Raw genomic sequence first — 22,437 nt, forward strand, 5'->3', positions numbered from 1 at the left:
TATGCGATACCGCGTTGGCGTGGATATTGGTGGATCCTTTACTGATTTCGCCGTGCTGGACCAGCAAACGAACCAGATCCATACCCTCAAAGTCCTGTCACGCCCGGACAAACCTGGCAGCGAAATCGAGACCGGGCTGACGCAATTTCAGCAGCATCAGGGCATGGATCCCGCTGAGATTGGCTACTTTACCCACGGCACGACGGTAGGGATTAACGCGGTGATCCAGCGGCGCGGTGTGCGGCTGGCACTGTTTGCTACCGAGGGCTTCTGCGATGTTCTGGAGCTGGCGCGGCTGAAAATTCCGCATATCCATGATCTTTTCTCCCGGCGTGCCGCACCGCTGATTACCCGCGACCGGGTATTTGCCATCCGCGAACGCATTGACGCCCACGGCAATGTGCTGCACGCGCCTGATCGTCAGAGCGTGCTGGACGCCATTGAGCAGGCACGCGCCGCAGGCTGTCAGGGCATTGTGGTCTCGCTGCTGCACAGCTATCGCAACCGGCATAATGAAGCAGCAGTAAAAGCGATTATTGAGGAAGCCGCGCCTGAGCTGCTGACCTCCTGTTCCGCTGACATCTGGCCGATTATTCGTGAATATGAACGCACCATCACCGCCACTATTAATGCCTACGTGCAGCCGATGGTCATTCACTACCTGGAATCCTTTGAGCAGGCACTGAAACGGCTTGGCGTAAAGCCGCCGCCGCGCATCACCAAATCCAACGGTGGGGTAATGGGCGTCGGGCAGGCGAAACGCGAATGCGTACAGATGGTGCTCTCCGGCACCGCCTCCGGGGTAATCGGAGCCAGCTATCTGGCCAGCGCCTGCGGTTTTGACAAAATCCTCAGCCTGGATATTGGCGGCACCAGCGCCGACGTAGCGGTGATCATTGACGGCAAAGTGGCGCAGGGCAACGGCGAAATCATCGGCGACTTCCCGATCTTTATTCCTTCTGTCGCCGTCACCTCAGTGGGGCAAGGCGGCGGCTCGCTGGCGTGGATTGACGGGCAGGGCGTATTGCAGATGGGACCAGACAGTGCCGGATCGCTGCCGGGTCCGGTCTGCTTCCAGCGCGGCGGCACACAGCCGACGGCCACCGATGCCTTTGCCGCCTGCGGCATGATGGGCCACGGTGCGTTGGGTTATAACGCCGTGGCGGTGGATGTTGCCGCCGCCCGGGCGGCCTGGCAGCCTCTGGCCGATGCGCTCACTATTTCGGTCGAGGAAACCGCGGAAACCGCGATTCAACTGGCGATCTCCAGCATGTACAGCGACACCAGTGGCCTGCTGTCCCGCTTTGGCCTGGACCCACGTGAATTCTGGTTCCTCGCCTTTGGCGGAGCGGGCCCGATGATGGGCTGTTTTCTTGCCCGCGAACTGAACATGAAAGGGGTAATTGTTCCGCCCACGCCAGGCGTGCTCTCCGCGTTGGGCGGACTGGTAGCGGACATCCGCAACGATTTTATCCGCACACTCTACGGCGACCTGACGCCTGCGCTCGCTGACACATTAGCCAGTGAAGCCGAAGCCTTGCAGCAGCGCGCCTGCGGCTGGCTGACACAGGAGCACGGCAGCGACATGCCCTATAGCCTGCAGTTCAGCGCGGATATGCGCTATCACGGACAGTCGTTTGAAATCGACGTGCCGCTGGAGGCGAGCTGGCTGACGCAGGCAGATTTCACTGCGCTGCATGACGCCTTTGATCGCCAGCATCAGCAGCTGTTTGGTCACAGTGACCCGCAGGCACCGGTGCAGTTGATTAACCTGCGGCTGGTGATCGCCTCACCCACGCCAAAACCGGTGATTAACCGGCTCGCAACGGCGACAGAACCGGTGCCAGTGCTGAAACAGACCGATGCATGGATCGACGGCGCATGGCATCAGGTGGATGTGGTGCTGCGAACCGTATTGCTTGCCGGCCATCAGTTACGGGGTCCGGTCATCATTGCGCAGAACGATTGCACCACCTGCGTGCCGCCCGGTATGGGCGTGACGGTCGATTCCTTTGGTAACCTGCTGATCACGGCGAACGAGGCATAATATGGCGATTGATGGACGTAACTTACAAATCCTGGCGAACTACTGCGCCGCTGCTGCCGATGCGATGGCCTTTACCCTGATGCGTACCGCGCACTCCACCTTTGTTAAAGAGACGGAAGATTTCTCCTGCCAGATTGTCAGCCGCACCGGACTGGCGTTTGCCTCGCCGCGCAGTTTTGGCGCACCCTGGTACAGCGGCATCGACTATGCGCCGGTGCTGGCACTGATTGACGATTACGCCGACGGCGATATCTGCATTACTAATGACGCCTACGCCGGCAATGTGGCAACGCACTCGCCCGATATCCACATCTGGAAGCCGGTGTTTTACCAGGGCGAAATTGTCTGCTTCGTGGTGGGGCACATTCATAACACCGACGTCGGCGGCGCGGTGCCCGCCTCACTGTCGCGCTCGTTGACCGATATCGTGCAGGAGGGGATCCGCATCCCGCCACTGAAAATCATGCGGCAGGGGCAGCTCAATGAAGAGGTCGCCAGCATCATGCGGCTTAACGTGCGGGTGCCGGACCAGAACTGGGGTGATTTCAAAGCACAGCTGGCTTCAGTTAACGTCGGTGAGCGTAAAATCCACGACATTATCGCCCGTTTTGGTATCGACGATTTTTTACAGGGCATAGAAGGGATTCTCGATTACGCCGAAGCACAGGCCCGCAGCATTATCAGCACCATTCCCGATGGGGAGTATTTTTATGCCGACTACGCCGATGAAGATGGCGAGGGCGGTTATCCCTGCCGTATCGCCATTACACTGCGGGTGCAGGGCGATCAGCTGGAGCTGGACTACACCGGCAGCGACCCGCAGCTGGCCTCGTCACTGAACATGCCGACCGGCGGCCGTGAACGGCATCCGCTGGCGCTGGTGGGCGTCACTTATGTGCTCTCCACACTGGATCGTTCGCTGCTGCTGAACGCGGGAACACTGCGACCGACCCGGGCGATCCTGCCGCCGGGTACGGTGATGAATTGTGAAGCACCGGCGGCGGTGGGGATGCGCTCGCTGACCTGTGCACTGTCGCAGATTGCGACAATCGGCGTCTTCTCGCTGGCGATGCCGGACCGTCTTCCCGCCAATTCACCGGGCGGTAATTCAATCATGAACATCCGCACGCAGACGCATAACCGCAGCGTGGTTGCTTCTCTGGGTCCAGTGGGTGGTGGCGCGGGCGGTACGCCGCGTCATGACGGGCCTGACGGCTCTGGCGGGCTGTCTGCCTTCCTGAAAAACACGCCCATTGAGATCAACGAAGCGGAAGTCCCGATCCGTTTTCATCGTTACGGGCTGGCTCAGGACAGCGCCGGCCCAGGTCGCTATCGCGGCGGCTTAGCGACCGAAATGGCATTTGAGATTTTCTCGCCCAACACCACGATTACCGCGCGCAACCGTAACCGGTCAGTGTTTGCCTCGGCGGGTGTGGTGGGCGGGCAGAACGGGGCGCTCTCTTACTTCCGCACCCGGCGCGATGGCGAGGTTATCAATCACTGCAACACAGACGTAATCCACTGCCAGCCGGGTGACGTGGTCGAAGTGCGCGGCCCTGGCGCGGGCGGTTATGGCCTGCCGTCACAGCGCGAGACTGAGGCGGTCATGCAGGATGTGCGCTGTGGTTATCTCAGCGTCGCAGCAGCCCGGGCGCAGTATGGCGTAGTGATCGTTGATGACGGTGTGGATGAGTCAGCCACAGCACGCCTGCGCGCCGCGATGCCGCAACGCGCTGCGCAGCATTTTGAGCACGGCGAGGCACGGAATCGCTTTGAAACGCTCTGGACACCTCAGCGTTACCAGTTGCTGACCGCTTTTCTGGCAGGCGCACCGGTCAGCTGGCGTCATTTCCTGAAAACCCAGGTATTCCGGGCGGTAGCGGAGATAGGCGAAACGGCGGATATGAATCAAATATTCAGTGATTTGCATCAGCGATACCCGGCCATGGCGAACAATTAACGGAGAGTGCGCATCGTCGACTACGCTTTAAGTCTGCATGGACTATGAAGGCAACGCGACGATGAGCATGAAAACCAGTGATTTTTTTGTCCAGCGCCTGAAAGAGTGGGGCGTCACACGCATCTACGGCTATCCAGGTGACGGGATTAACGGCGTGCTGGGAGCTATCCAGCGCGCTAACGCTAAAGGTGACGGCATCGAATTTATTCAGGTGCGGCACGAGGAGATGGCGGCCTTTATGGCGGCCGGGCACGCGAAGTTTACTGGGGAGCTGGGCGTCTGTCTCTCAACTGGCGGGCCGGGCGCAACCCATCTGCTGACCGGGCTTTATGACGCCAAAATGGACCATGCGCCGGTGCTGGCAATTGCCGGACAGGCAGAAGCGACTGCGCGGGGAGCCAGCTATCAGCAGGAGATGAACCTGGACCGCATCTTCTCGGACGTCGCTAACTTCGTTCAGGAAGCTTCGACCCCGACACAGGTGCGCCATCTGCTGGATCGTGGCGTGCGCATTGCCAAAGCGCAAAACGGCGTGGCGGTGATCATCATCCCTAAAGATATTCAGGATGAAGAGTGGCAGCCGCCGCAGCATCTGCATGGCTTCACCCATTCCGGCAGCGGCTATCAGCGTCCCAAAGTTATCCCCTACGAAGCGGACCTGCAACGCGCTGCCGACGTGCTTAACGCCGGTAAAAAAGTGGCGATTCTCATCGGTGCGGGCGCACGCAACGCCGCCGTTGAGGTGGTGCAGGTTGCCAATGTGCTGGGTGCCGGAGTAGCAAAAGCGCTGCTGGGCAAAGATGTGCTGCCGGACGACGCGCCGTTTGTTACCGGCTCGATTGGCCTGCTCGGCACGAAACCTTCATCCGATTTAATGCAAAACTGCGACACCCTGCTGATGATTGGCAGCGGCTTCCCGTGGACGGAATTTCTGCCGGAAGAGGGCAAGGCGCGTGCGGTGCAGATAGACATCGATCCCGCCATGCTGGGCCTGCGCTATCCCAGCGAAGTGAACCTGCATGGCGATGCGGCAGAAACGCTGCGCGCGCTGCTGCCGCTGCTGGAGCATAAAGCGGATCGCAGCTGGCAGGAGGATATTGCGGTTCAGGTACGTGACTGGTGGACGCTGATGGAAGAGCGCGCCATGGCACCGGCTAATCCGGTCAATCCGCAGCGGGTAGTGTGGGAGATGTCACCTCAGTTACCGGACAACGCCATTGTCACCTCGGATTCCGGCTCCTGCGCCAACTGGTTTGCCCGCGACTATCGGGTAAAACAGGGACAGCGCGCGTCACTCTCCGGCGGTCTGGCCTGTATGGGTGCGGCGGTGCCTTACGCGATTGCCGCGAAATTTGCTCACCCGGAAAAACCGGTGGTGGCGCTGGTGGGAGACGGTGCGATGCAGATGAACAACATGGCCGAGCTGATCACTATTCAGAAATACTGGCAGCAGTGGGCCGATCCGCGCCTGATTGTCTGCGTGTTCAATAATCAGGATCTGAATCAGGTCACCTGGGAGCAGCGCGTGATGGAGGGTAACCCACGCTTCGACGCGTCACAGCAGCTGCCGGATGTGAAGTACGCTGAGTTTGCGCAGTCGCTGGGAATGGTCGGTATTTTTGTCGACAACCCTGACGATCTGGCAGGTGCCTGGCAGCGTGCGCTCAGCGCCGATCGCCCGGTATTACTGGAGGTGAAAACCGATCCGGAAGTCGCGCCATTACCGCCACACATCACCTTCAAGCAGGCGAAAGCCTTTATGGCGTCGATGGTGAAGGGCGATCGCGGCGCAGCGCAAATCATCAGCGACACCGCCAGCCAGCTGTTTCATAAAAAGCATTAAGGGCTAAGTGGGGCGGTCGCGTCTCACTAACCTTTATTCCCGGATGCCCTCGCGTCCGGGTCTTAAACCCCTTCATCATTCTCAACGGGAGTCTTGTTATGACTGCTCATTCCAGCCCTGTCTGGTTAATCTCGGGATGTTCGACCGGTTTTGGCCGTGAACTGGCGCAGCAGACCATCGCGCGTGGCTTTAAGGTGGTTGTGACGGCACGTGACACCGCGTCCATTGCCGATCTGGTTGAGGGACACGACAACGCACTGGCGGTGGCGCTGGATGTGACGCAGCAGTCGAGCATCGACCAGGCCGTCAGTGCGGCCCTGGACACGTTCGGCACCATTGATGTGCTGGTAAACAACGCCGGTTACGGTTATCAGAGCTCAGTGGAAGAGGGTGTGGAAAGCGAAATCCGCGCGCAGTTTGATGCCAACGTTTTCGGTCTGTTTGCCCTGACCCGCGCCGTGCTGCCCGCAATGAGAAAGGCGCGTAGCGGCCACGTGATCAACATTACCTCAGTGGCAGGCTTAATCGGTTTTGCCAGCTCAGGCTACTACTCTGCCAGCAAACATGCGGTGGAAGGCTGGTCCGATTCGCTGGCGCTGGAAGCCGGTCCGCTGGGCATTCACGTGACCTGTGTTGAGCCAGGTCCGTTCCGCACCGACTGGGCCGGACGCTCACTGCATCAGACGCCAAGCACGCTGCCAGACTATGCGGAGACCGCCGCCGCGCGGATGAAAGCGACCTCCGAATACAGCGGCACTCAGAAGGGCGATCCGGCGCGGGCCGCCGCGGCGATGATTGCTATTACCGAGCATGAAAACCCGCCACGTCATCTGGTGATGGGTGCCTGGGGCCATGACGCCGTGACAGGTAAGCTCAAAGAGCGGCTGGCTGAGATAGACGCGTGGAAACAGACGTCGGTGGAGACGGATTTTCCGGAATAGAGGTGAATTGTGGGTGGCGGGAAGCCGCCTGTGGGTGAACCAGAAGCTATTAAAATACGAAAGGCCCGTTTATCGGGCCTTTGAGTGCTAATCGGGGATCTTTGCTTCCTGCATGTCGCGCGCATTCAGTTCTTTCAGCTTGCGGCGCAACAGGGCAGATGAGGAACGTTTTCTCGCCTGAGCTAACTGAGCTTTAATGGCGGGCAGATCGGGCCGGGCCAGCCACTCTGCAATCAAAAGTGCCCTTAACTCTTTATATCGGGTTTCAACCGGAGCCAAAGGGGTTGTTTCATCGTGTGTATCATAAAACGACATAGCAAGCTCTCCCTGTAGTCACTACTTTATAAGCCTGGAAACAGTCCGGGATTAAAGGTTGCGGCGCTTTCTTCGGCAACCCTGTTCGGCGATTGTAGCGTAGTTCATTTTTTAACCCAAGCATGGCGTCGTAGATCTCTTCCAGAGGAGTCGGACGATTGCGTTCAACGATCTCGCCAGACGCAGGCTGGAAAACAAAACCGCCGATAGAGAAGCTTTCATGGTGTGCCATTAACGCAAGTACTACACTTTTTAAAACGACTGCACTACCTAATCCGGGAATGCTGATGTGGCGAAAATCGCTCATGCACTCCAGACCATCGAACACGTCAAAACAGACCTCAGCCAGCCCGTTAACAGGAAAGGAGATACCGGGTGGCATCCGATATCCGATGCGGGTAAAGGTCTGTTCATCTATCCGGTCGCCAACGATGACAGTGTAAGTTTCGCTGCCGCCAACAAAAACGTAGCTGTGATAAATCTGGCGGTCATAAATAAATCTTTTTCGTCTGATTTCGTAGTTTTCGAGATAAATATCTTCTTCAATACGCACTTCTCATCCCTGCCGTAACATATGAATCCCTGAAACTCGATTTTTCAGTTCCTGCTCAGTACCGTCAAACATCCATGGTAAAAGTGAGGTTATTCATTCCAGCATTTCAGCCGCTGTTGCGCATTAACAACACCGTTCTGTAAGCCAGCCCACAAACCATTCACCTGGCACGCACCCTTATTGCGCAGCCCTGCGCCATCACTGTGCTGAAAAAATAAACAGCGACCCGCTTCTGACACCATAAGAATTCGATCTTGTATCCCAGCCCGTATTCCACCTCGCATCCCTGACCCAGCCCCTTGAGTTCGCGGCTATCTGGCACGCTTCATGCACTAGCTCATGGGTACACTTTTGGCGAGGTAACCCATGTTTGACTCCTTATTAGACGACGATGCCACCACGATGGCCGCTCTGATCCGCAACGGGGAAGTATCAGCCTGCGAACTGACCGCTGCGGCGCTGGCGAGGATGGAACAGCGTGAACCGACGGTGCAGGCCTTTTGCACCCCGACACCCGAGCTTGCGATGGCACAGGCTAAAGCCATAGATGACCGACGTGCGCGGGGAGAAACACTGGGCGCGCTGGCAGGCGTGCCGCTGGCGGTAAAAGATCTCATCTGCACCGCAAACGTCCGCACTACCTCCGGTTCAGCAGCTTACAAAGAGTTCATACCCGAAGATGACGACATCACGGTGGAACGGCTACTGGCCGCCGACGCCATTCTGCTGGGTAAAACCACCGCGCCGGAGTTCGGCTACAGCGGCGTCGGGCACAATCCGCTTTTTCCGTCGCCACGTAATCCCTGGAATCTGGCGATGACGCCGGGCGGTTCCAGCGCGGGTTCCGGGGCGGCGGTGGCGGCACGCCTTTGCCCGATTGCACTGGGCAGCGATGGCGGCGGGTCAGTGCGTATTCCGGCGGCGCACTGCGGCATTTTTGGCTTCAAGGCGTCGATGGGGCGGGTGCCGTTATGGCCTGGCTGTCGTGATGAACGCTATCCCGGCGTCTCAAGCTGGGAGTCGCTGGAGCATATCGGGCCGATGACGCGCAGCGTGCGCGATGCCGCTCTGATGATGTCACTGATGGCAGGACCGGATATGCGTGACCGCCACTCCATCCCCTGCAGCGACGTTGACTGGCTGGGTGCACCGGAACATCTTCCGGGCAAATTGCGCATCGCATTCAGCGCAGATTTTGGCTATGTGGCCGTTGACCCGGAAGTTCGCGCAGTGGTCAGCGCGGCGGTGCATCGATTTGCTGCTGAAATCGGTGCGGAACTGGAGCTGGCCGATCCTGGCTTCCCGGATCCGGCTGCCGCTTTTGGCGCACTGGTGGCGATGGAAAGTGATCTCACCGGCATGCGCCAGATGATGGCGGAGCAGGGCAGCACAATGTCACCGCATCTGGTCGCTATGTTACAGCGCGACTGGCGGGCAGAGAACTTTACCGATGCCATCGCCACCCGCAAAGCGGTCAGCAACAGCCTGTGGCGCTTCATGCAGCGCTTTGATCTGTTGATCACGCCGACACTGGCCGTACCGCCGTTTCCGCTGGGAATGCAGGGACCAGAGATCATTGATAGTCGCATGGTTCGCAACGATCACTGGCTCTCATTCTGCTTCCCGTTCAATTTCACCGGCCAGCCCGCCGCGTCAGTGCCTGCAGGTTTCACCGCCAGCGGCCTGCCGGTCGGTATGCAGATTGTTGGTCGTCATCTTGATGATGCTTTAGTGCTGGCTGCCAGTGCCGCTTTCGAGCGCATTCAGCCGTGGAATCACCTTCAACCCGGAATCGCCCAATGAAAACGTCTGACACACCTGCGCTGGAGCAGGAATTTGAACATGAGCCGGTGCCGCTGACGCATCGTCATTCAACCCGCTCTGTTTCAGCGGTCTGGTTTGGATTCCCGATGATCCTCACCAATGCGCTGTTTGGCGGCATCATTACCTGGCATCTGGGCTTCTGGCCCGCGCTGATCGCCATTCTGCTGGGCAACCTGGTGCTGTTCGCCTATGTCGGCGCGCTGAGCTGGTACGCCGGTAACAGCGGGATGAACTTTGCTTTACAGGCCAGACGCACCTTTGGCAGCAAAGGCTACATCCTGGTCTCGGGTTTTCTCTCGACGGTGGTGATCGGCTGGTATGCCTTCCAGACCGGCCTTACCGGCACGGTGATTAATCAGACCTTCGGCTGGAATGCGCTGGCGGTGACGGCCTTTGCCATGATCCTCTACACCGGCATCACGTTCCTGGGCGTGCGGGCGCTGTCCGTGCTGGGGATGATCGCCGCGCCGCTGTTTGTGGTGCTCGGGATGGTGGCACTGTGGCTGATCAGCAAACAGCACGACTTCTCCGTGGTGACGCAGTGGAAAGGCAGCGCCAGCGCCGCCGGCGCAATGAGCATGGGCACCGCCGTCACCATGGTGGTGGCCGGTTTTGCCGACTCCGGCACCATGACCGCTGACTTTACCCGCTGGTCGAAGAATGGACGCTCAGCGGTCATCGCTGCCTTCTCCGCTTTTCCGGTTGCGAACGTCATCTCGTATCTGTTCGGCGTGGTAATTGTAGCCGTGGGCGCGGCGGTGGATCCGCTGACCAATGGCGGTAACTTCCTGCCGATGCTGATGGGGCACAGTGCCATCCTGTCGGTGGTGGCCTGCCTGTTTGTCTTTATCAATCTGGGATCGGTCTGCACACACTGCCTCTACAACGGCGCAGTGGGTTTCAGTCATCTGTTCAGCAGCAAAATGCGTCTGTGGACGCTGATCCTCGGCGCCATTGGTGGCGCGCTGGCACTGGCGGGCGTCTGGTCTTACTTCCTGGAGTGGCTCAGCCTGCTCGGGATCGTGGTGCCACCATTTGGTGCTGTGATGATTGTGGATTTGATCTTTATGGCACGCATCAGTGAGCAGCGTCCGGCGCAGCGATTCCGTGGTACAGCGTTTGCCGCCTGGGCAATAGGTAGCCTGTGTGCGGTGATCGCTCATGTGGCTTTCCCGCAGTTCGGTGAAGCAGTGATTGGTCTGGTGACCGCCGCCATCAGCTACAGCGTGATCAGCAAAATGCGCATGCCGCGCCCGGTAATGGAGAACAGCAATGCCCGATTACAGCGTTAATTCAACCCCTTACGCCTGGCCTTTTGACGGCAGTTTCACCCCGGCTGACACGGCGTTAATTGTGATTGATATGCAGACCGACTTCTGTGGCGTCGGCGGCTATGTCGATAGCATGGGCTATGACGTCAGCCTGACCCGCGCACCCATCGCCCCGTTGCAGCAGGTGCTGGCCGCGATGCGCGCCCGGCAGTTTCCGATTATTCATACCCGTGAAGGGCATCGGCCCGACCTCAGCGATTTGCCCGCCAATAAACGGTGGCGTTCGAGACGGATGAATGCCGGCATTGGCGATGTCGGACCGTGCGGCCGCATTCTGGTGCGCGGCGAGCCAGGCTGGGAGATTATTCCGGAGCTGGCCCCGTTGCCGGATGAGGTCGTGATTGATAAGCCAGGTAAGGGGTCATTTTACGCCACCGATCTGGAGCTGATACTGCGCAGTCGTGGCATACGTAATCTGATTCTCACCGGTATAACCACCGATGTCTGCGTTCATACCACGCTACGTGAAGCCAACGATCGCGGTTTCGAGTGTCTGGTGTTATCTGATTGCTGTGCCGCAACGGAGCGGCGTCATCATGAGGCGGCGCTGAGTATGATCCATATGCAGGGCGGCATCTTTGGCGCGGTTGCCACCTCTGCCGCACTGCTGGACAGCCTGGGCAGTTAGTCTTTCTGGCGGATAACCTGAGCGTACAAATTGCTCAGGCTATCCCGTCAGGCGATGATACCTGCCTGACTGTCTGGCGCCGCTCTCTTCATCAGCGTTTCAGGTCGGGCACCGCCTGACTGAACAGATCGCTCTGAAGCTGATTACAGCCTGCATCCGCCAGTGCAGACATCTGCCCCCTGTGTTTTCACGCCTTCTGCTATGACCATCAGGCCCAAAGGCTGAACCAGCTTCATCACCGATTCAATACTTGCTACTGAATTTTCCGCTACGCCGGGCGGGATAGTCCGACCGCTCGCTTGGGCCATTGAGGTAAATCTGCCGTATCATCGCGCATTTCCTGCCAACTTCGCTGCGATGGTTCATACTCATGGGCGCTAAATGTGTTACGAACGGATAGCCGTGAAGACAACGGTTACTGAGTTTGTCACTTCGCTGACAGCCTGAGGTTGCCAGCTGACTATAAGGGAAAATAATGCCATTGTTATTCGGTGAGTTATCTGGTTTCCCGTCATGGGTGCCTGTTGTATTACTCGTCTCGCTTTCGTTTATCGTGGGCTTCCTGGCCCGGCTTATCCTGCTGGCCTTTATCCGCTACTGGCAGAGTCGCGACAGAAAGCTGTTCAAATCCCTTGAGAAGCACCTTAGCGGGTCCATGTTCTTTTTCGTACCGCTATTAATGATCAATGTCGGGATTAACTACATTAACTTTCACCCTGAGTCGCTTGAGTTAATCACTAACATCATCAACGTCTTTATTATTATGTCATTCTGCTCGGTCCTGATACGGCTGACCAATGTGGCGCAGGATATGCTCTATATCCGCTATGACATTAATATTTCGAATAATCTTCGTGCACGAAAAATTCGTACGCAGATTATCTATGTCAAAAAAGTGGTTATTGTCATCCTGGTACTGTTCTGCATTTCACTGATACTGCTGAGCTTTCCTGGCGTCCGTAAATTCGGCACCACTATTCTGGCCGGTGCAGGTGTTGCCGGTATCATTATTGGTTTCGCCTTACAGAAGTCGCTGGTTAATCTGTTTGCCGGTATTCAGATCGCCTTTACCCAGCCTATCAAAATTGATGACGCGGTGGTGGTGGAAAAAGAGTGGGGCTGGATTGAGGAGATCAACCTGACCTATGTGGTGGTGCGCATCTGGGATTTGCGCCGTCTGGTGCTGCCAATTACTTACTTCACTGAGAATCCGTTTCAGAACTGGACGCGTAATAATGCCCAGATTTTAGGATCGGTATTTCTCTATGTGGATTACTCCATGCCGCTGGAGCCGCTGCGCAGGCAGTTTGAAAAAGTCCTGAGTGAAACCAAACTCTGGGATGGGGAAACGTCTGTACTTCAGGTGACGGATACCACCGAAAAAACCATGACCATCAGGATGCTGATGACTGCCCAGAACTCGCCAATCGCTTTTGATCTGCGCTGTTACGTCAGGGAAAAGATGATTGAGTTTATTCAGCAGAATTACCCGGAAAGCCTGCCACAGGTGAGGGCGTCACTGACGGATAGCGGGGGTGAAAAGTCAGCAAGGGAAATAGCTGAATAGCGGGTTTTGAGGTGCGGAACGGCGTTTACTGTTGCAAACAGGCGTCAACGCGTAAAGCCTTAAACAGGCCATACCGACAGGGGGGCTTGTCGGTGCCGCCCGATGCCAGCGTATCGACCACCCTGGCGCCTGAGTCCGCAGAGGTGACAAAGAGCACGGCCACCATCGCCATGGCAATAAAGGAGAGCAGCGAGCTGAAGGGGAAGTGCTCAGGGAAGTTGAACAGTGCCAGCGTCTGATCGCTCACGATCGTCTGCGGCAGGTCAGTGGCACCCTGCTGCACAATCAGCCAGATTGCGCTGTTGCCGAAAAAAGTCATCCAGCGCAGCGTAGCGACCGTTGCCGTGGTGGTGGCCACCCACAATCTGGCGTTTGGGTACTGACCGGCGTGCTGATTGCGTCGCTGAACTTTGCCACCAAAGTGGCCTGCTTTATGGCGGTCTCCTCGGTGCTGAAGGGCGAGACACGCACCTATACCGTAACCGGGCAGGTCTTCTTTGCCTCGGCTGACCGGTTTATCCATCACTTCGATTTCCACGAGGCGCTGGATCGCGTGGTCATCGACGTGTCGCTCGCCCATTTCTGGGACATCACGTCGGTCAGCGTGCTGAACCGCATCGTGATTAAGTTCCGCCGCAAAGGTGCCGACGTGGACGTCAGAGGCATGAACGGGGCGATCCGCACTCTCGTTGACCGCTTTGGTGTGCATGACAAACCCGAAGAAGTTGAAAAGCTGATGGGCAGCCGCTAAACCGGATGTGCCGCTAGCCCTGATGCACGTGCTGGAAAAAAGATCCTCCCGCAGGTTCCGGACTGAATGAAAAAGCAGGCTTGTTAATGATTTTTCATTTGCATAATCGGCTGCTTACAAAATTAAGTAACGCGTTGACCTCGTATTCTTATTCTGGAAAACAAGAAGGCTGAAATGCCCTTTTTCCCCTGTCCTTCCGGTAATACCTTTCCAGGTAAAAACACAAAGCTTAATAAAGCCTTAAGATCTGAAGGCTATTTCTCTCTATTTATTCAGTTAACATGCTATTCCGTCTCATGTCTTTTAATTTGTACAATAAAATCAGAAGACTGCGGAATAGGTTATCGCTTTTTTTTCACCAGAGCCTTTCAGGTTAGAGTCTGAATGATAACCTGGTGAATTATCAGGGTCTTAATTTACACGGCCAGATACAAATATTAAGGGAGGTGATCTGCATCAATAAATATCATTATTTAAGGGCGGGTGATGAAAGTGGCTCTAATAAATATCGTCGCTATGCCGATATGTAACGTAACCCTGAGGAAATGTCAGTCTCAGGTACTTTTCAACACCAGGATTATTAAAATGAATATTATAAAAAAAGTGTCAAAATTCAATATAGGCAGGAAACTTACTCTGGGGTTTTTGCTGGTTATACTGGCGTCACTGGCTATATCAGTCCTTGCTGCCCTCTGTTTTTTAAAAATCCAGGATAACTCGGAAAAGCGCGACGTCACGGTACAAATGGTTGATGCACTGGCGAAAGCGAGGCTGAACCGCACGCTATTTCAGTACACCCGTGACACTAAATTCATCGAACTCAACGGTGAGGCGATGAATCAGTTGTCTGCTTTGTACAAAAATCTTGAGAAATATTCCTGGTCAACAGGCGGTCGTGAAAAGCTTTCTGCGCTCAATACTGCTCTGGCTCAGTATCAGGAAAAGCGTCAGCACTTTCTCGCAAGCAACCACAGTGCAGCCCTTTCTCTGAATGATATTCAGGCTCTCGGACTGACGTCAGTGGCGGAAAAACTGGCTGCCCGACAGGCTTATGTCCCGGCAGACCTTACTGCACCCCTGCTGGCTCTCAGCCTCAAAACTGAACAGGCTGCATTTTATGTTCAGGCGTTCATGCATGGGCCAGATGCTTCCACACTGAATAAGTTTAACGAAATCAAAGACGGTTTTTCACCACTCGTCAGTCAGCTTAGTGGTCTCGCTGACACCTCACTCGGTGCGCTTCTGGCCGATGTGGCGCAAAAAACCACCTCAGGCACCACGCTGTTAAATAATTATCTCCAGTCAGTGCAGGTCGAAAAACGCGCCTCAGATGAAATGACCGCAGCGGCGGGAAAACTGAATCAGTCAATCACTGACCTCGCGTTCTTTCAGTCTGAACAGGCTCAGAAATACATGCATACCGCACTGTGGCAGATTGGTTTTGCCACCCTTGTCTGTATCACTCTCAGTCTCTTGATCGCCTGGAGAATGACCCGCAGCATCACCGTTCCGCTGAGAGAGACGCTTACTTCGGCACAGCGTATCGCTGAAGGTGACCTGACCGCCGAAATAACCAGTTCCCGTACTGATGAGCTTGGCGAACTGATGACTGCCATGGGTGCCATGAACCAGAGCCTGCGTAACATCATCTCCCGGGTCCGGGATGGGGTGAATAACGTCGCCCGCGCCTCGTCTGAGATTGCAGCAGGAAATACCGACCTCTCATCACGCACAGAACAGCAGTCGGCTGCCGTGGTTGAGACGGCTGCCAGCATGGAGGAATTAACCTCCACCGTTAAGCTGAATGCGGAGAACGCCCATCACGCCAGTCAGCTGGCCACGGATGCGTCGCATAATGCCAGCTGCGGCGGGGAAATCATCAGTGAGGTGATAACCACAATGGGCGGAATAAGTCAGAGCTCAGGCAAAATCGGCGAAATCATCACCGTTATTAACGGTATCGCTTTCCAGACGAATATTCTGGCGTTGAATGCGGCAGTAGAGGCCGCGCGCGCAGGTGAGCAGGGCCGGGGCTTTGCCGTTGTGGCAGGCGAAGTGCGCAATCTTGCACAGCGCAGTTCACTAGCCGCAAAAGAGATAGAAGTGCTGATTCGGGAATCACTGGACAGAGTGAGTAACGGTACTGAGCTGGTAAACCGCGCCGGCGTGACAATGGAGGGTATCGTCAGGTCCGTGACGCAGGTAAGGGACATCATGGGTGAAATTGCCGCTGCATCAGACGAACAGAATCGCGGCATTACCCAGATTGCACAGGCCATGACGGAAATGGATAGCACAACCCAGCAGAACGCTGCGCTGGTTGAGGAGTCTTCTGCTGCGGCCAGCAGTCTGGAAGAACAGGCGCTTGAGCTTGAAAAAACCGTTGCCGTTTTCCGTGTGCCGTCTTCCGGGACGTTTACACCCAGAGCGCAGACTACCAGGCGCAACGCACAACCGTCAGTATCTCTGATGGCGTCGAAAGCAAACTGGGAAACCTTCTGACCATCGTTGTCCTGCATCCTAAGGGGCCGACCGACGTCGTTTCTGGCATTCGGTGGTCCCCTTTCTGGGTTTATGTCATCGGAGGTGATAAATGTGTGACGATAACGCCGTTAATGCACTGCATGTTCACATTGGTAAAGCGGTGGAGGCTCTTTTTTATGATGGCGAGCCAATCACCCGTGCAAAAGTCATTGCCCAACTATGTCTGTTGTTAGATGAAGAACCTGACTGCATCCTGCAAAACGAAATAGCAGGCGCAGTCAGCCTGCTCACTTACCCGTTCGACACAAAATGAGAGTGAACGGGTTGCTACAATCCCTGGCGACAGAATTTTGCGTGCGATGAGAGGTTGATCTGAAGAGGACGTGGTTAACCTCCGCACTGCATTCATGATCGGGCATACCCGATTTACTGTAGCAACAAACATTCAGATTTATTCCTGTGATCCTCAATCTTCCTGGCAACGAGGCTCGTTCAGACGAGCATAGGGAAAGGGGACAGCTGACCCAGTGGCTGAACGCATTACCGGCTGGAAGCTGTATCAGTCCGGATAAGCAAGCGTATGAAATCGCTGACAGATATCAGTAAGTATTCTGATGTGTTCAGCGAGTCCGTGGCTGATCCAGTTCATTTTTAACAGTAATTTTATTAATTCATGCAGGCGCTTAAGGGACAGGTTATTGACCTGCACGTGATTTTTAGCTTTTTTCCACTCGGTGGTGTCTGGCAATGATCTGCCAGGTTTTCTCGCTTATTCCTCTCATAATACCGCGTTATGTTCGGGCGTCGCCAGTCGTGCTGCATCACCGATTTAACCGAAAAAGGTCACTTTCTGTAATGAGTAGGGGTTTCGATACCTTTCAAAAACATAAAAGAAACTGATTAGTTTTACCATCTGACCATAAAGTGTGTTTTAGGATAGCCGATAAAAGAAAGGTATCTTGACTTCTCCCTCGGGTAACCTCTCATGACAATTTTAAAGAAACTTACGCTGGTCTTTATCTTTACACTTCTGGCGCTGCTTTTTTTGGGCATTATCAGTATCCGCTCTCTGGGCGGCGCACAGGATCGGTTCGATTATGTGGCCACCAACTCCCTGCCCAGCATCAACAAAATCAGTGAAATCTCTCAGCTTCGTGAAGAAGCAAGACGGCAGATACTGATGGGCCTTTTGGGTACCGATAAAGCGATTTTTGAAAAGCATATGGTCACTGCAAAGGAATATCTGACCAAAACGCGCGAGGCAATGGATGACTATAAAGCCCATTTTATTTCAGATAAGAAGGATGGGGAGTCAATAAATCAGGCTATTCAGAATTTCGGGGTCTATCTCGAGAAAGTAAATAAGATGGCGGGCGTCTATCAGACCGGCGGCATTGATGCGGCCAGGGTCATGGTTTCCGATCAGGGAGAGACCGCGGCGGCCTCGGTTGTGGTGAGCCAGAATCTGAAGGATCTTCTAGCCTATAACTATATGATAGCCAATAACTTTGCGGCGGAAAACCATGCGCAGTATCTACATACGCTCTGGCTTCTGAGCAGCATTATAGTAGCCGCGGTGATACTGACAGCCCTTTCTTCATACTCTGTCCTGAGCTATATCAGAAAAGGCCTGCAGAATTTACAGAGCACCATGAAAACCATCGAGGAAACCCTGGACCTGACTCTTCGGGTAAATCTCAATAAAAAAGATGAACTGGGCGCAACGGCTGGCAGTTTTAATGCCCTTGTGACTAAGTTTCGGGAGGTTCTGTCAGGCGTCCGGGATGCCAGCAAAGAGGTGGATACGGCGTCAGAGGAAATCGCTCACAGCAATGATGATCTGTCATCACGCTCAGAGTCTCAGGCTTCTTCACTTGAGCAAACCGCAGCCAGTATGAACGAGCTGTCGGCCACCGTGAAACACAATATGGATAACGCGACAGAGGCGAATAACTTCATCGGTAAAGTGCAATCCATCGTCAACCATAGCAACCGTGAGCTGAATGATTTAACAAGTGCCATCAACGATATCTCTGTCTCTTCAAATAAGGTTTCAGAAATTATCTCCATTATTGATGGCATTGCGTTTCAGACCAACATTCTGGCGCTTAACGCTGCAGTGGAAGCCGCCCGTGCCGGGGAGCAGGGCAAGGGGTTTGCCGTGGTCGCCGGCGAGGTCCGCTCATTGTCACAGCGTTCTTCTGTAGCAGCCCAGGATATCCGGGGTCTGATTGAAGAAGCAATCCAGAATGTGGATAAAGGCGTGGTATACGCAGCGAATGTGACGTCGCGAATGAATGAAGCTCTGAGTGTTGTTGATGAAACGACGCAATTGATTAATCAGGTCAATACTTCCTCTAAAGAACAGAGTTATGGGATCGACCAGGTGAACATTGCGGTCACGCAGATGGAAAGCAATCTGCAGCAGAATGCCGCAATGGTAGAGCAGATGTCTGCCGCTGCGGGCTCACTGAGTCAGCAGGCGGGCAGGCTGCTGACAGAGGTCAGCTCATTTAAGCTCTGAGCCAATCCGGATTCAGCCAACGTTTATTACCGCACAGGCTGAGAACATAGCGTGACTGGCCCTGTTTTACCGGTTTCAATCCCGTGTAGGGCAGGGTGCAGCCTGAGGGTCAAAAAAATTTATTGCCGTCAAGGATGCGCGCTAAATGCGCTCAGAACGGAAGGCTCGCTTTGAGAATTATATCGACGCACGCAGCGGGCGATAATTTTGCGGTATCCAGCTGCAGATGATCCCTTCTCCAGGGTTCATAATCACGATCCATGACGGCCTGCCAGTCAGGCACTTTTAAGCCAGGAATTTCTGAGATTCTGTTCTCTACACGAGCCCGATGCTGTTCCGGATCCGAACAAAGGATTTCGATTTCCAGAAAGGGAACACCTGATGATAGTGCGATATCACGAAAACTATCTCGCACCAGATTAAGATCATTTACTGAGTCAGTGACAACGGGTAGTCCCAGTCTGAGATTCTCCCGCGCAAGCGCATAGAGGATGAAATAGCCTTCAGGGCCAATCTCTCTGAACGCTGCTGATTCATTACGCAGTACCTGTTCGATCGTATCGACGCGTAAATACACCGCTTTTAATTTTTCAGATAACATTTTAGCGACCGTGCTTTTTCCACAACCGGGAAGGCCACTGAATATGTACAGCATAACGACTCCTGTTTAAATCCGCGCTCCAGCGTTAAATTCTGACATGTTTGCAGAGCATGCTGCGCGCGATTATCCATACACATTACGAATGCGCATCACCCTTTGCCCGCAGCGAACGTGGGTGATTCTGCATAGCTATTTATCTGGCAAGGCTTCAACATTAGCAGAGCGGATTGCCGGGAGGTTTTGGGTAATCTTTTCCACAGGCCAGTCCCACCAGGCCAGCTTCTCGAGTATCGATAGGGTCTCATCGTTAAAACGCTGCCTGATAACCCTGGCTGGATTACCCCCCACAATCGAATATGCCGGGACATCCGACGTGACGACAGAACGTGACGAAATGATCGCGCCGTTACCGATTTTAATGCCTGGCATAATCAGCGCCTGGTAACCAATCCATACGTCATTGCCAATCACTGTATCGCCTTTATCGGGCAGGTCACCGGCCTGAGGCTGGCTTGCTTCCCATCCGTTTCCGAAGATGTAGAACGGATAAGTGGAGAACCCCGCCATGCTTTGGTTAGCCCCATTCATAATGAACTGAACGCCTTTCGCTATAGCGCAAAATTTTCCAATAATGAGTTTGTCGCCAATAAACGGGAAGTGATAAAGGACATTGCGCTCGAAGTTTTCTGCGCCTTCAGGGTCATCATAATACGTAAAATCACCGATGATGATGTTGGGGTTTTTCACCCTGTTTTTAATAAAACAAACCTGTGGGAAGCCTTCCATTGGATGGGGATTGGCCGGATCCGGTCCGTACATATTCTCTCCTTTACGTGCGGCTTTAGGTCGTTCCAGTGTACACCCTAATGCCCGTTGTCCTTTTCACAGACACAATGTAACCATGATGAGGGATAGATTCTGTCTGTGAAAAACTTCCGTTTCCTGATGTGCTGCTTATTAGAGTCTGGATAAATAATACGCAAAATTTTCATTCTCTGTTCATCCCTTTATTATCAATCATAGAGAATCAGAAACGATTTTATTAATGCCGTTTCGCCAGTGTGAAGCGTCACACGACGCCGTTTTCATAACGGCTGGTTTCAGATTTACCACTCAAAAATAAAATTTTTGCATTTTTGTCAGTTTATGCAGGGGCAAAGAGTTCTGATTTTCAGAATACTATATTTCAATTAAATCAAAGAGTTATGCTTGTAAGAATCCTGGCTATATGGAAGGTTTGGTAGGAAAGCGAAACGCTGAGAAACATAACTTTACATTGGTTTTTTTATGTGACGCTCAGAAGGCCAGTAAAAGACGTTAATTTAATCAGATTGCTTAAAATTAACAGTGTAAATTTCGCTCGCCGGGCAAATTATCTATATCGCCATATACTGACAGCATATTCGTTGAACGAATATAACCGTCTTTTATTAACGCTAATTCATAGCGGCAGGGCTGGCACCATACCGGCGTTTTAGCACAGGAGAGAGTAAAATGGATCAAACCGCATTTATGATTGGGTTTTCGGTCATGGCCATTGCATCACTGATTATTTACGTGACCGGTGATAAGAAATATCCCTTTGGTCACCATACACTCGTGCACGCGTCAGTGCCGTTTATTGCCGCCACAGCCTATCTGGCCATGGCGTTTGGGTTTGGCAATCTCACGCTGGACAGTGGCACGATAGTGTACCTGGCGCGTTACGCTGACTGGTCCATCACCACGCCTCTCTTACTGGCCGGGTTGGTCATGCTGGCTTTCCATGAACAGGGTAAACCAGGAGAAATGGGCGGCTTTCTGACTGCCATCATTGTGCTGGATGTGATGATGATTATCACCGGCCTGGTCTCTTCCCTGGCGGAAAATCCTGTCGCGAAATGGGTGTGGTATTCATGGTCGTGTGCGGCATTTCTGGGCGTTGTTTATCTGCTCTGGGGGCCACTGCGCGCACTGGCCGCGACGCGAGGCAACGCGCTGGCAGGTGCCTACAACAAGAATGTAGCCTTGCTGACCCTCGTGTGGTTTATCTATCCGATCGTTTTTCTGGTCGGTCCGGAAGGTCTCAGTGTCATCACTGATGCGACATCTGTTCAGGCATTCCTGATTCTGGATATTATCGCTAAAGTTTTCTACGCCTTCTACGCTGCGGCTAATATGAAAAAAGCGCTCTCTCATACTACGCCTGTTGGTGCTGTGAGGAGATGACAGCCCAGGTGCGGTTCGGCTGGGCAGGACTCTGGGGGGCAGCGCTCGCTGCCTCTTTCAGCCCCCCTGCGGGGCAAGTGCTGTTTGCGACCCTGGCCATTGGCGTTATCGGCATGGCACACGGTGCCAGCGATCTTGACGTCGTTAAACGCGAGCGTCAGTTCCCGTTTCTTGCCGCCTATGGACTGGTCATCTTGATCTGTCTGTTCTGGTGGCACGGTGCTCCGGCGCTGGCGTTGCCCGTTTTTCTTCTGGCATCTGCCCTGCATTTTGCGCTTGAAGACGCCCCTGATGGACGCAGCCCCGAACGTCTGGCGCGGGGGATAAGTATGATAGCGGCCCCAGCGACACTGCATCTGCAGGCATTTAGCGCAATTCTGCATGAGGCGGCACCAGGATTTTCAATGCCGGACGCTCTTGCTGTGGGCATTGCCATTACAGGGGGACTCTGTGCGTCAGGGCTTATTTTTGCGGGTTTCGTTCGTCAGGACAGGCGTCTTCTGACGGGTACACTGGCGTTATTACTGCTTCCACCTTTCGTCGGTTTTTCAATGGGATTCTTAATTTTACATGCGCTGCCGCAAACCCGACAGCGGCGCGATCAGCTGAAGTGCACCAGCTATCTCCGCTACCTGCAAGCCACCTGGCCGGTACTGACGGCGGCTCTTCTGCTGGCTGCGGGAACCATTGTGGTGATGCATCCTGTGGACAACGCGGGAATTCAGCCATTGTTTGCTGTACTGGCCGCACTGGCAATCCCGCATATGCTCATTACGCCCTGGTTTGAATCACGGCATCCGGCGTGAAACCGTCCCGCTAATAGGGTAGACGCCCCTACATTCACCACTCCTTCACTCCCC

General features: G+C 54.5%; 17 protein-coding genes and 3 pseudogenes. 14 read left to right on the forward strand and 6 right to left on the reverse strand.

Annotation, left to right across the window (positions count from 1 at the left end):
- Position 1 precedes the first annotated feature (1 nt).
- The 4 genes from LQK91_RS02710 (at position 2) to LQK91_RS02725 (ending at position 6,791) form a co-directional block, all read left to right on the forward strand.
- Positions 2-2,047, forward strand: a complete 2,046-nt coding sequence (locus LQK91_RS02710; RefSeq protein WP_105099027.1) for a hydantoinase/oxoprolinase family protein — start codon at positions 2-4, stop codon at positions 2,045-2,047.
- Between the two features lies 1 nt (position 2,048).
- Positions 2,049-4,007: a hydantoinase B/oxoprolinase family protein gene (locus LQK91_RS02715; RefSeq protein WP_105099028.1), complete on the forward strand. Its 1,959-nt coding sequence runs from the start codon at positions 2,049-2,051 to the stop codon at positions 4,005-4,007.
- Positions 4,008-4,068: 61 nt separating this feature from the next.
- Positions 4,069-5,850 (forward strand): thiamine pyrophosphate-requiring protein, encoded by a 1,782-nt coding sequence (locus LQK91_RS02720; protein ID WP_003852397.1) that lies wholly within the window; start codon positions 4,069-4,071, stop codon positions 5,848-5,850.
- Between the two features lie 98 nt (positions 5,851-5,948).
- A complete protein-coding gene (locus tag LQK91_RS02725; protein ID WP_105099029.1) occupies positions 5,949-6,791 on the forward strand; it encodes an oxidoreductase in 843 nt (280 codons plus the stop codon).
- Positions 6,792-6,878: 87 nt separating this feature from the next.
- Here LQK91_RS02725 and LQK91_RS02730 read toward each other — a convergent pair whose 3' ends face one another.
- Entirely contained in the window at positions 6,879-7,106 is a 228-nt protein-coding gene (locus tag LQK91_RS02730; RefSeq protein WP_003852400.1) for a hypothetical protein, read from the reverse strand.
- Positions 7,093-7,659, reverse strand: coding sequence for a hypothetical protein (locus LQK91_RS02735; RefSeq protein ID WP_003852402.1), 567 nt, complete (start codon positions 7,657-7,659; stop codon positions 7,093-7,095). The genes LQK91_RS02730 and LQK91_RS02735 overlap by 14 nt, the downstream gene beginning before the upstream one ends.
- A 366-nt stretch (positions 7,660-8,025) precedes the next feature.
- Here LQK91_RS02735 and LQK91_RS02740 point away from each other — a divergent pair, with 366 nt between their 5' ends.
- Genes LQK91_RS02740 through biuH form a run of 3 tightly spaced genes read left to right on the forward strand, consistent with a single transcriptional unit; the run spans position 8,026 to position 11,442 of the window.
- A complete protein-coding gene (locus LQK91_RS02740) occupies positions 8,026-9,462 on the forward strand; it encodes an amidase (protein WP_105099030.1) in 1,437 nt (478 codons plus the stop codon).
- On the forward strand, positions 9,459-10,775 hold the full coding sequence (locus LQK91_RS02745; protein WP_008926915.1) for a purine-cytosine permease family protein: 1,317 nt from the start codon (positions 9,459-9,461) through the stop codon (positions 10,773-10,775). The genes LQK91_RS02740 and LQK91_RS02745 overlap by 4 nt, the downstream gene beginning before the upstream one ends.
- A complete protein-coding gene (gene biuH / locus LQK91_RS02750) occupies positions 10,756-11,442 on the forward strand; it encodes a biuret amidohydrolase (protein WP_008926914.1) in 687 nt (228 codons plus the stop codon). The genes LQK91_RS02745 and biuH overlap by 20 nt, the downstream gene beginning before the upstream one ends.
- 91 nt (positions 11,443-11,533) lie before the next feature.
- On the opposite strand, the pseudogene LQK91_RS02755 reads toward biuH, so the two are convergent.
- Positions 11,534-11,717: pseudogene (locus LQK91_RS02755) on the reverse strand (EAL domain-containing protein); the annotation flags it as partial.
- 200 nt (positions 11,718-11,917) lie between these two features.
- On the opposite strand from LQK91_RS02755, the gene LQK91_RS02760 reads away from it, so the two are divergent.
- Positions 11,918-13,009, forward strand: a complete 1,092-nt coding sequence (locus LQK91_RS02760; RefSeq protein ID WP_003852412.1) for a mechanosensitive ion channel family protein — start codon at positions 11,918-11,920, stop codon at positions 13,007-13,009.
- A 55-nt stretch (positions 13,010-13,064) separates the two neighbouring features.
- On the opposite strand, the pseudogene LQK91_RS02765 reads toward LQK91_RS02760, so the two are convergent.
- Positions 13,065-13,340, reverse strand: a pseudogene (locus LQK91_RS02765) (BCCT family transporter); the annotation flags it as partial.
- On the opposite strand from LQK91_RS02765, the pseudogene LQK91_RS02770 reads away from it, so the two are divergent.
- From LQK91_RS02770 to LQK91_RS02785, 4 genes and pseudogenes are all read left to right on the forward strand, one after another.
- Positions 13,339-13,760: pseudogene (locus LQK91_RS02770) on the forward strand (STAS domain-containing protein); the annotation flags it as partial. The pseudogenes LQK91_RS02765 and LQK91_RS02770 overlap by 2 nt on opposite strands.
- A 585-nt stretch (positions 13,761-14,345) precedes the next feature.
- Positions 14,346-16,262 carry a methyl-accepting chemotaxis protein gene (locus LQK91_RS02775; RefSeq protein WP_105099031.1) on the forward strand — a complete coding sequence of 639 codons (1,917 nt, stop codon included), beginning with the start codon at positions 14,346-14,348 and terminating at the stop codon, positions 16,260-16,262.
- A gap of 91 nt (positions 16,263-16,353) precedes the next feature.
- Positions 16,354-16,557 (forward strand): hypothetical protein, encoded by a 204-nt coding sequence (locus LQK91_RS02780; protein ID WP_105099032.1) that lies wholly within the window; start codon positions 16,354-16,356, stop codon positions 16,555-16,557.
- 672 nt (positions 16,558-17,229) lie between these two features.
- Positions 17,230-18,768 (forward strand): methyl-accepting chemotaxis protein, encoded by a 1,539-nt coding sequence (locus tag LQK91_RS02785; protein ID WP_078805171.1) that lies wholly within the window; start codon positions 17,230-17,232, stop codon positions 18,766-18,768.
- A gap of 151 nt (positions 18,769-18,919) precedes the next feature.
- On the opposite strand, the gene LQK91_RS02790 is transcribed toward LQK91_RS02785, so the two are convergent.
- Both LQK91_RS02790 and LQK91_RS02795 read right to left on the reverse strand, forming a co-directional pair.
- Entirely contained in the window at positions 18,920-19,423 is a 504-nt protein-coding gene (locus tag LQK91_RS02790) for an AAA family ATPase (protein WP_033762735.1), read from the reverse strand.
- Between the two features lie 135 nt (positions 19,424-19,558).
- Positions 19,559-20,188 carry a Vat family streptogramin A O-acetyltransferase gene (locus LQK91_RS02795; RefSeq protein ID WP_105099033.1) on the reverse strand — a complete coding sequence of 210 codons (630 nt, stop codon included), beginning with the start codon at positions 20,186-20,188 and terminating at the stop codon, positions 19,559-19,561.
- A 675-nt stretch (positions 20,189-20,863) separates the two neighbouring features.
- Between LQK91_RS02795 and LQK91_RS02800 the strand changes: the two genes are divergently transcribed.
- Both LQK91_RS02800 and LQK91_RS02805 read left to right on the forward strand, forming a co-directional pair.
- Positions 20,864-21,577, forward strand: a complete 714-nt coding sequence (locus LQK91_RS02800) for a bacteriorhodopsin (RefSeq protein ID WP_003852428.1) — start codon at positions 20,864-20,866, stop codon at positions 21,575-21,577.
- Positions 21,574-22,383 (forward strand): Brp/Blh family beta-carotene 15,15'-dioxygenase, encoded by an 810-nt coding sequence (locus LQK91_RS02805; protein WP_008926907.1) that lies wholly within the window; start codon positions 21,574-21,576, stop codon positions 22,381-22,383. The genes LQK91_RS02800 and LQK91_RS02805 overlap by 4 nt, the downstream gene beginning before the upstream one ends.
- Positions 22,384-22,437 lie beyond the last annotated feature (54 nt).

Source organism: Pantoea sp. MHSD4, assembly GCF_021043305.1.
In the GTDB taxonomy this organism is placed as follows: Bacteria; Pseudomonadota; Gammaproteobacteria; order Enterobacterales; family Enterobacteriaceae; genus Pantoea; species Pantoea eucalypti.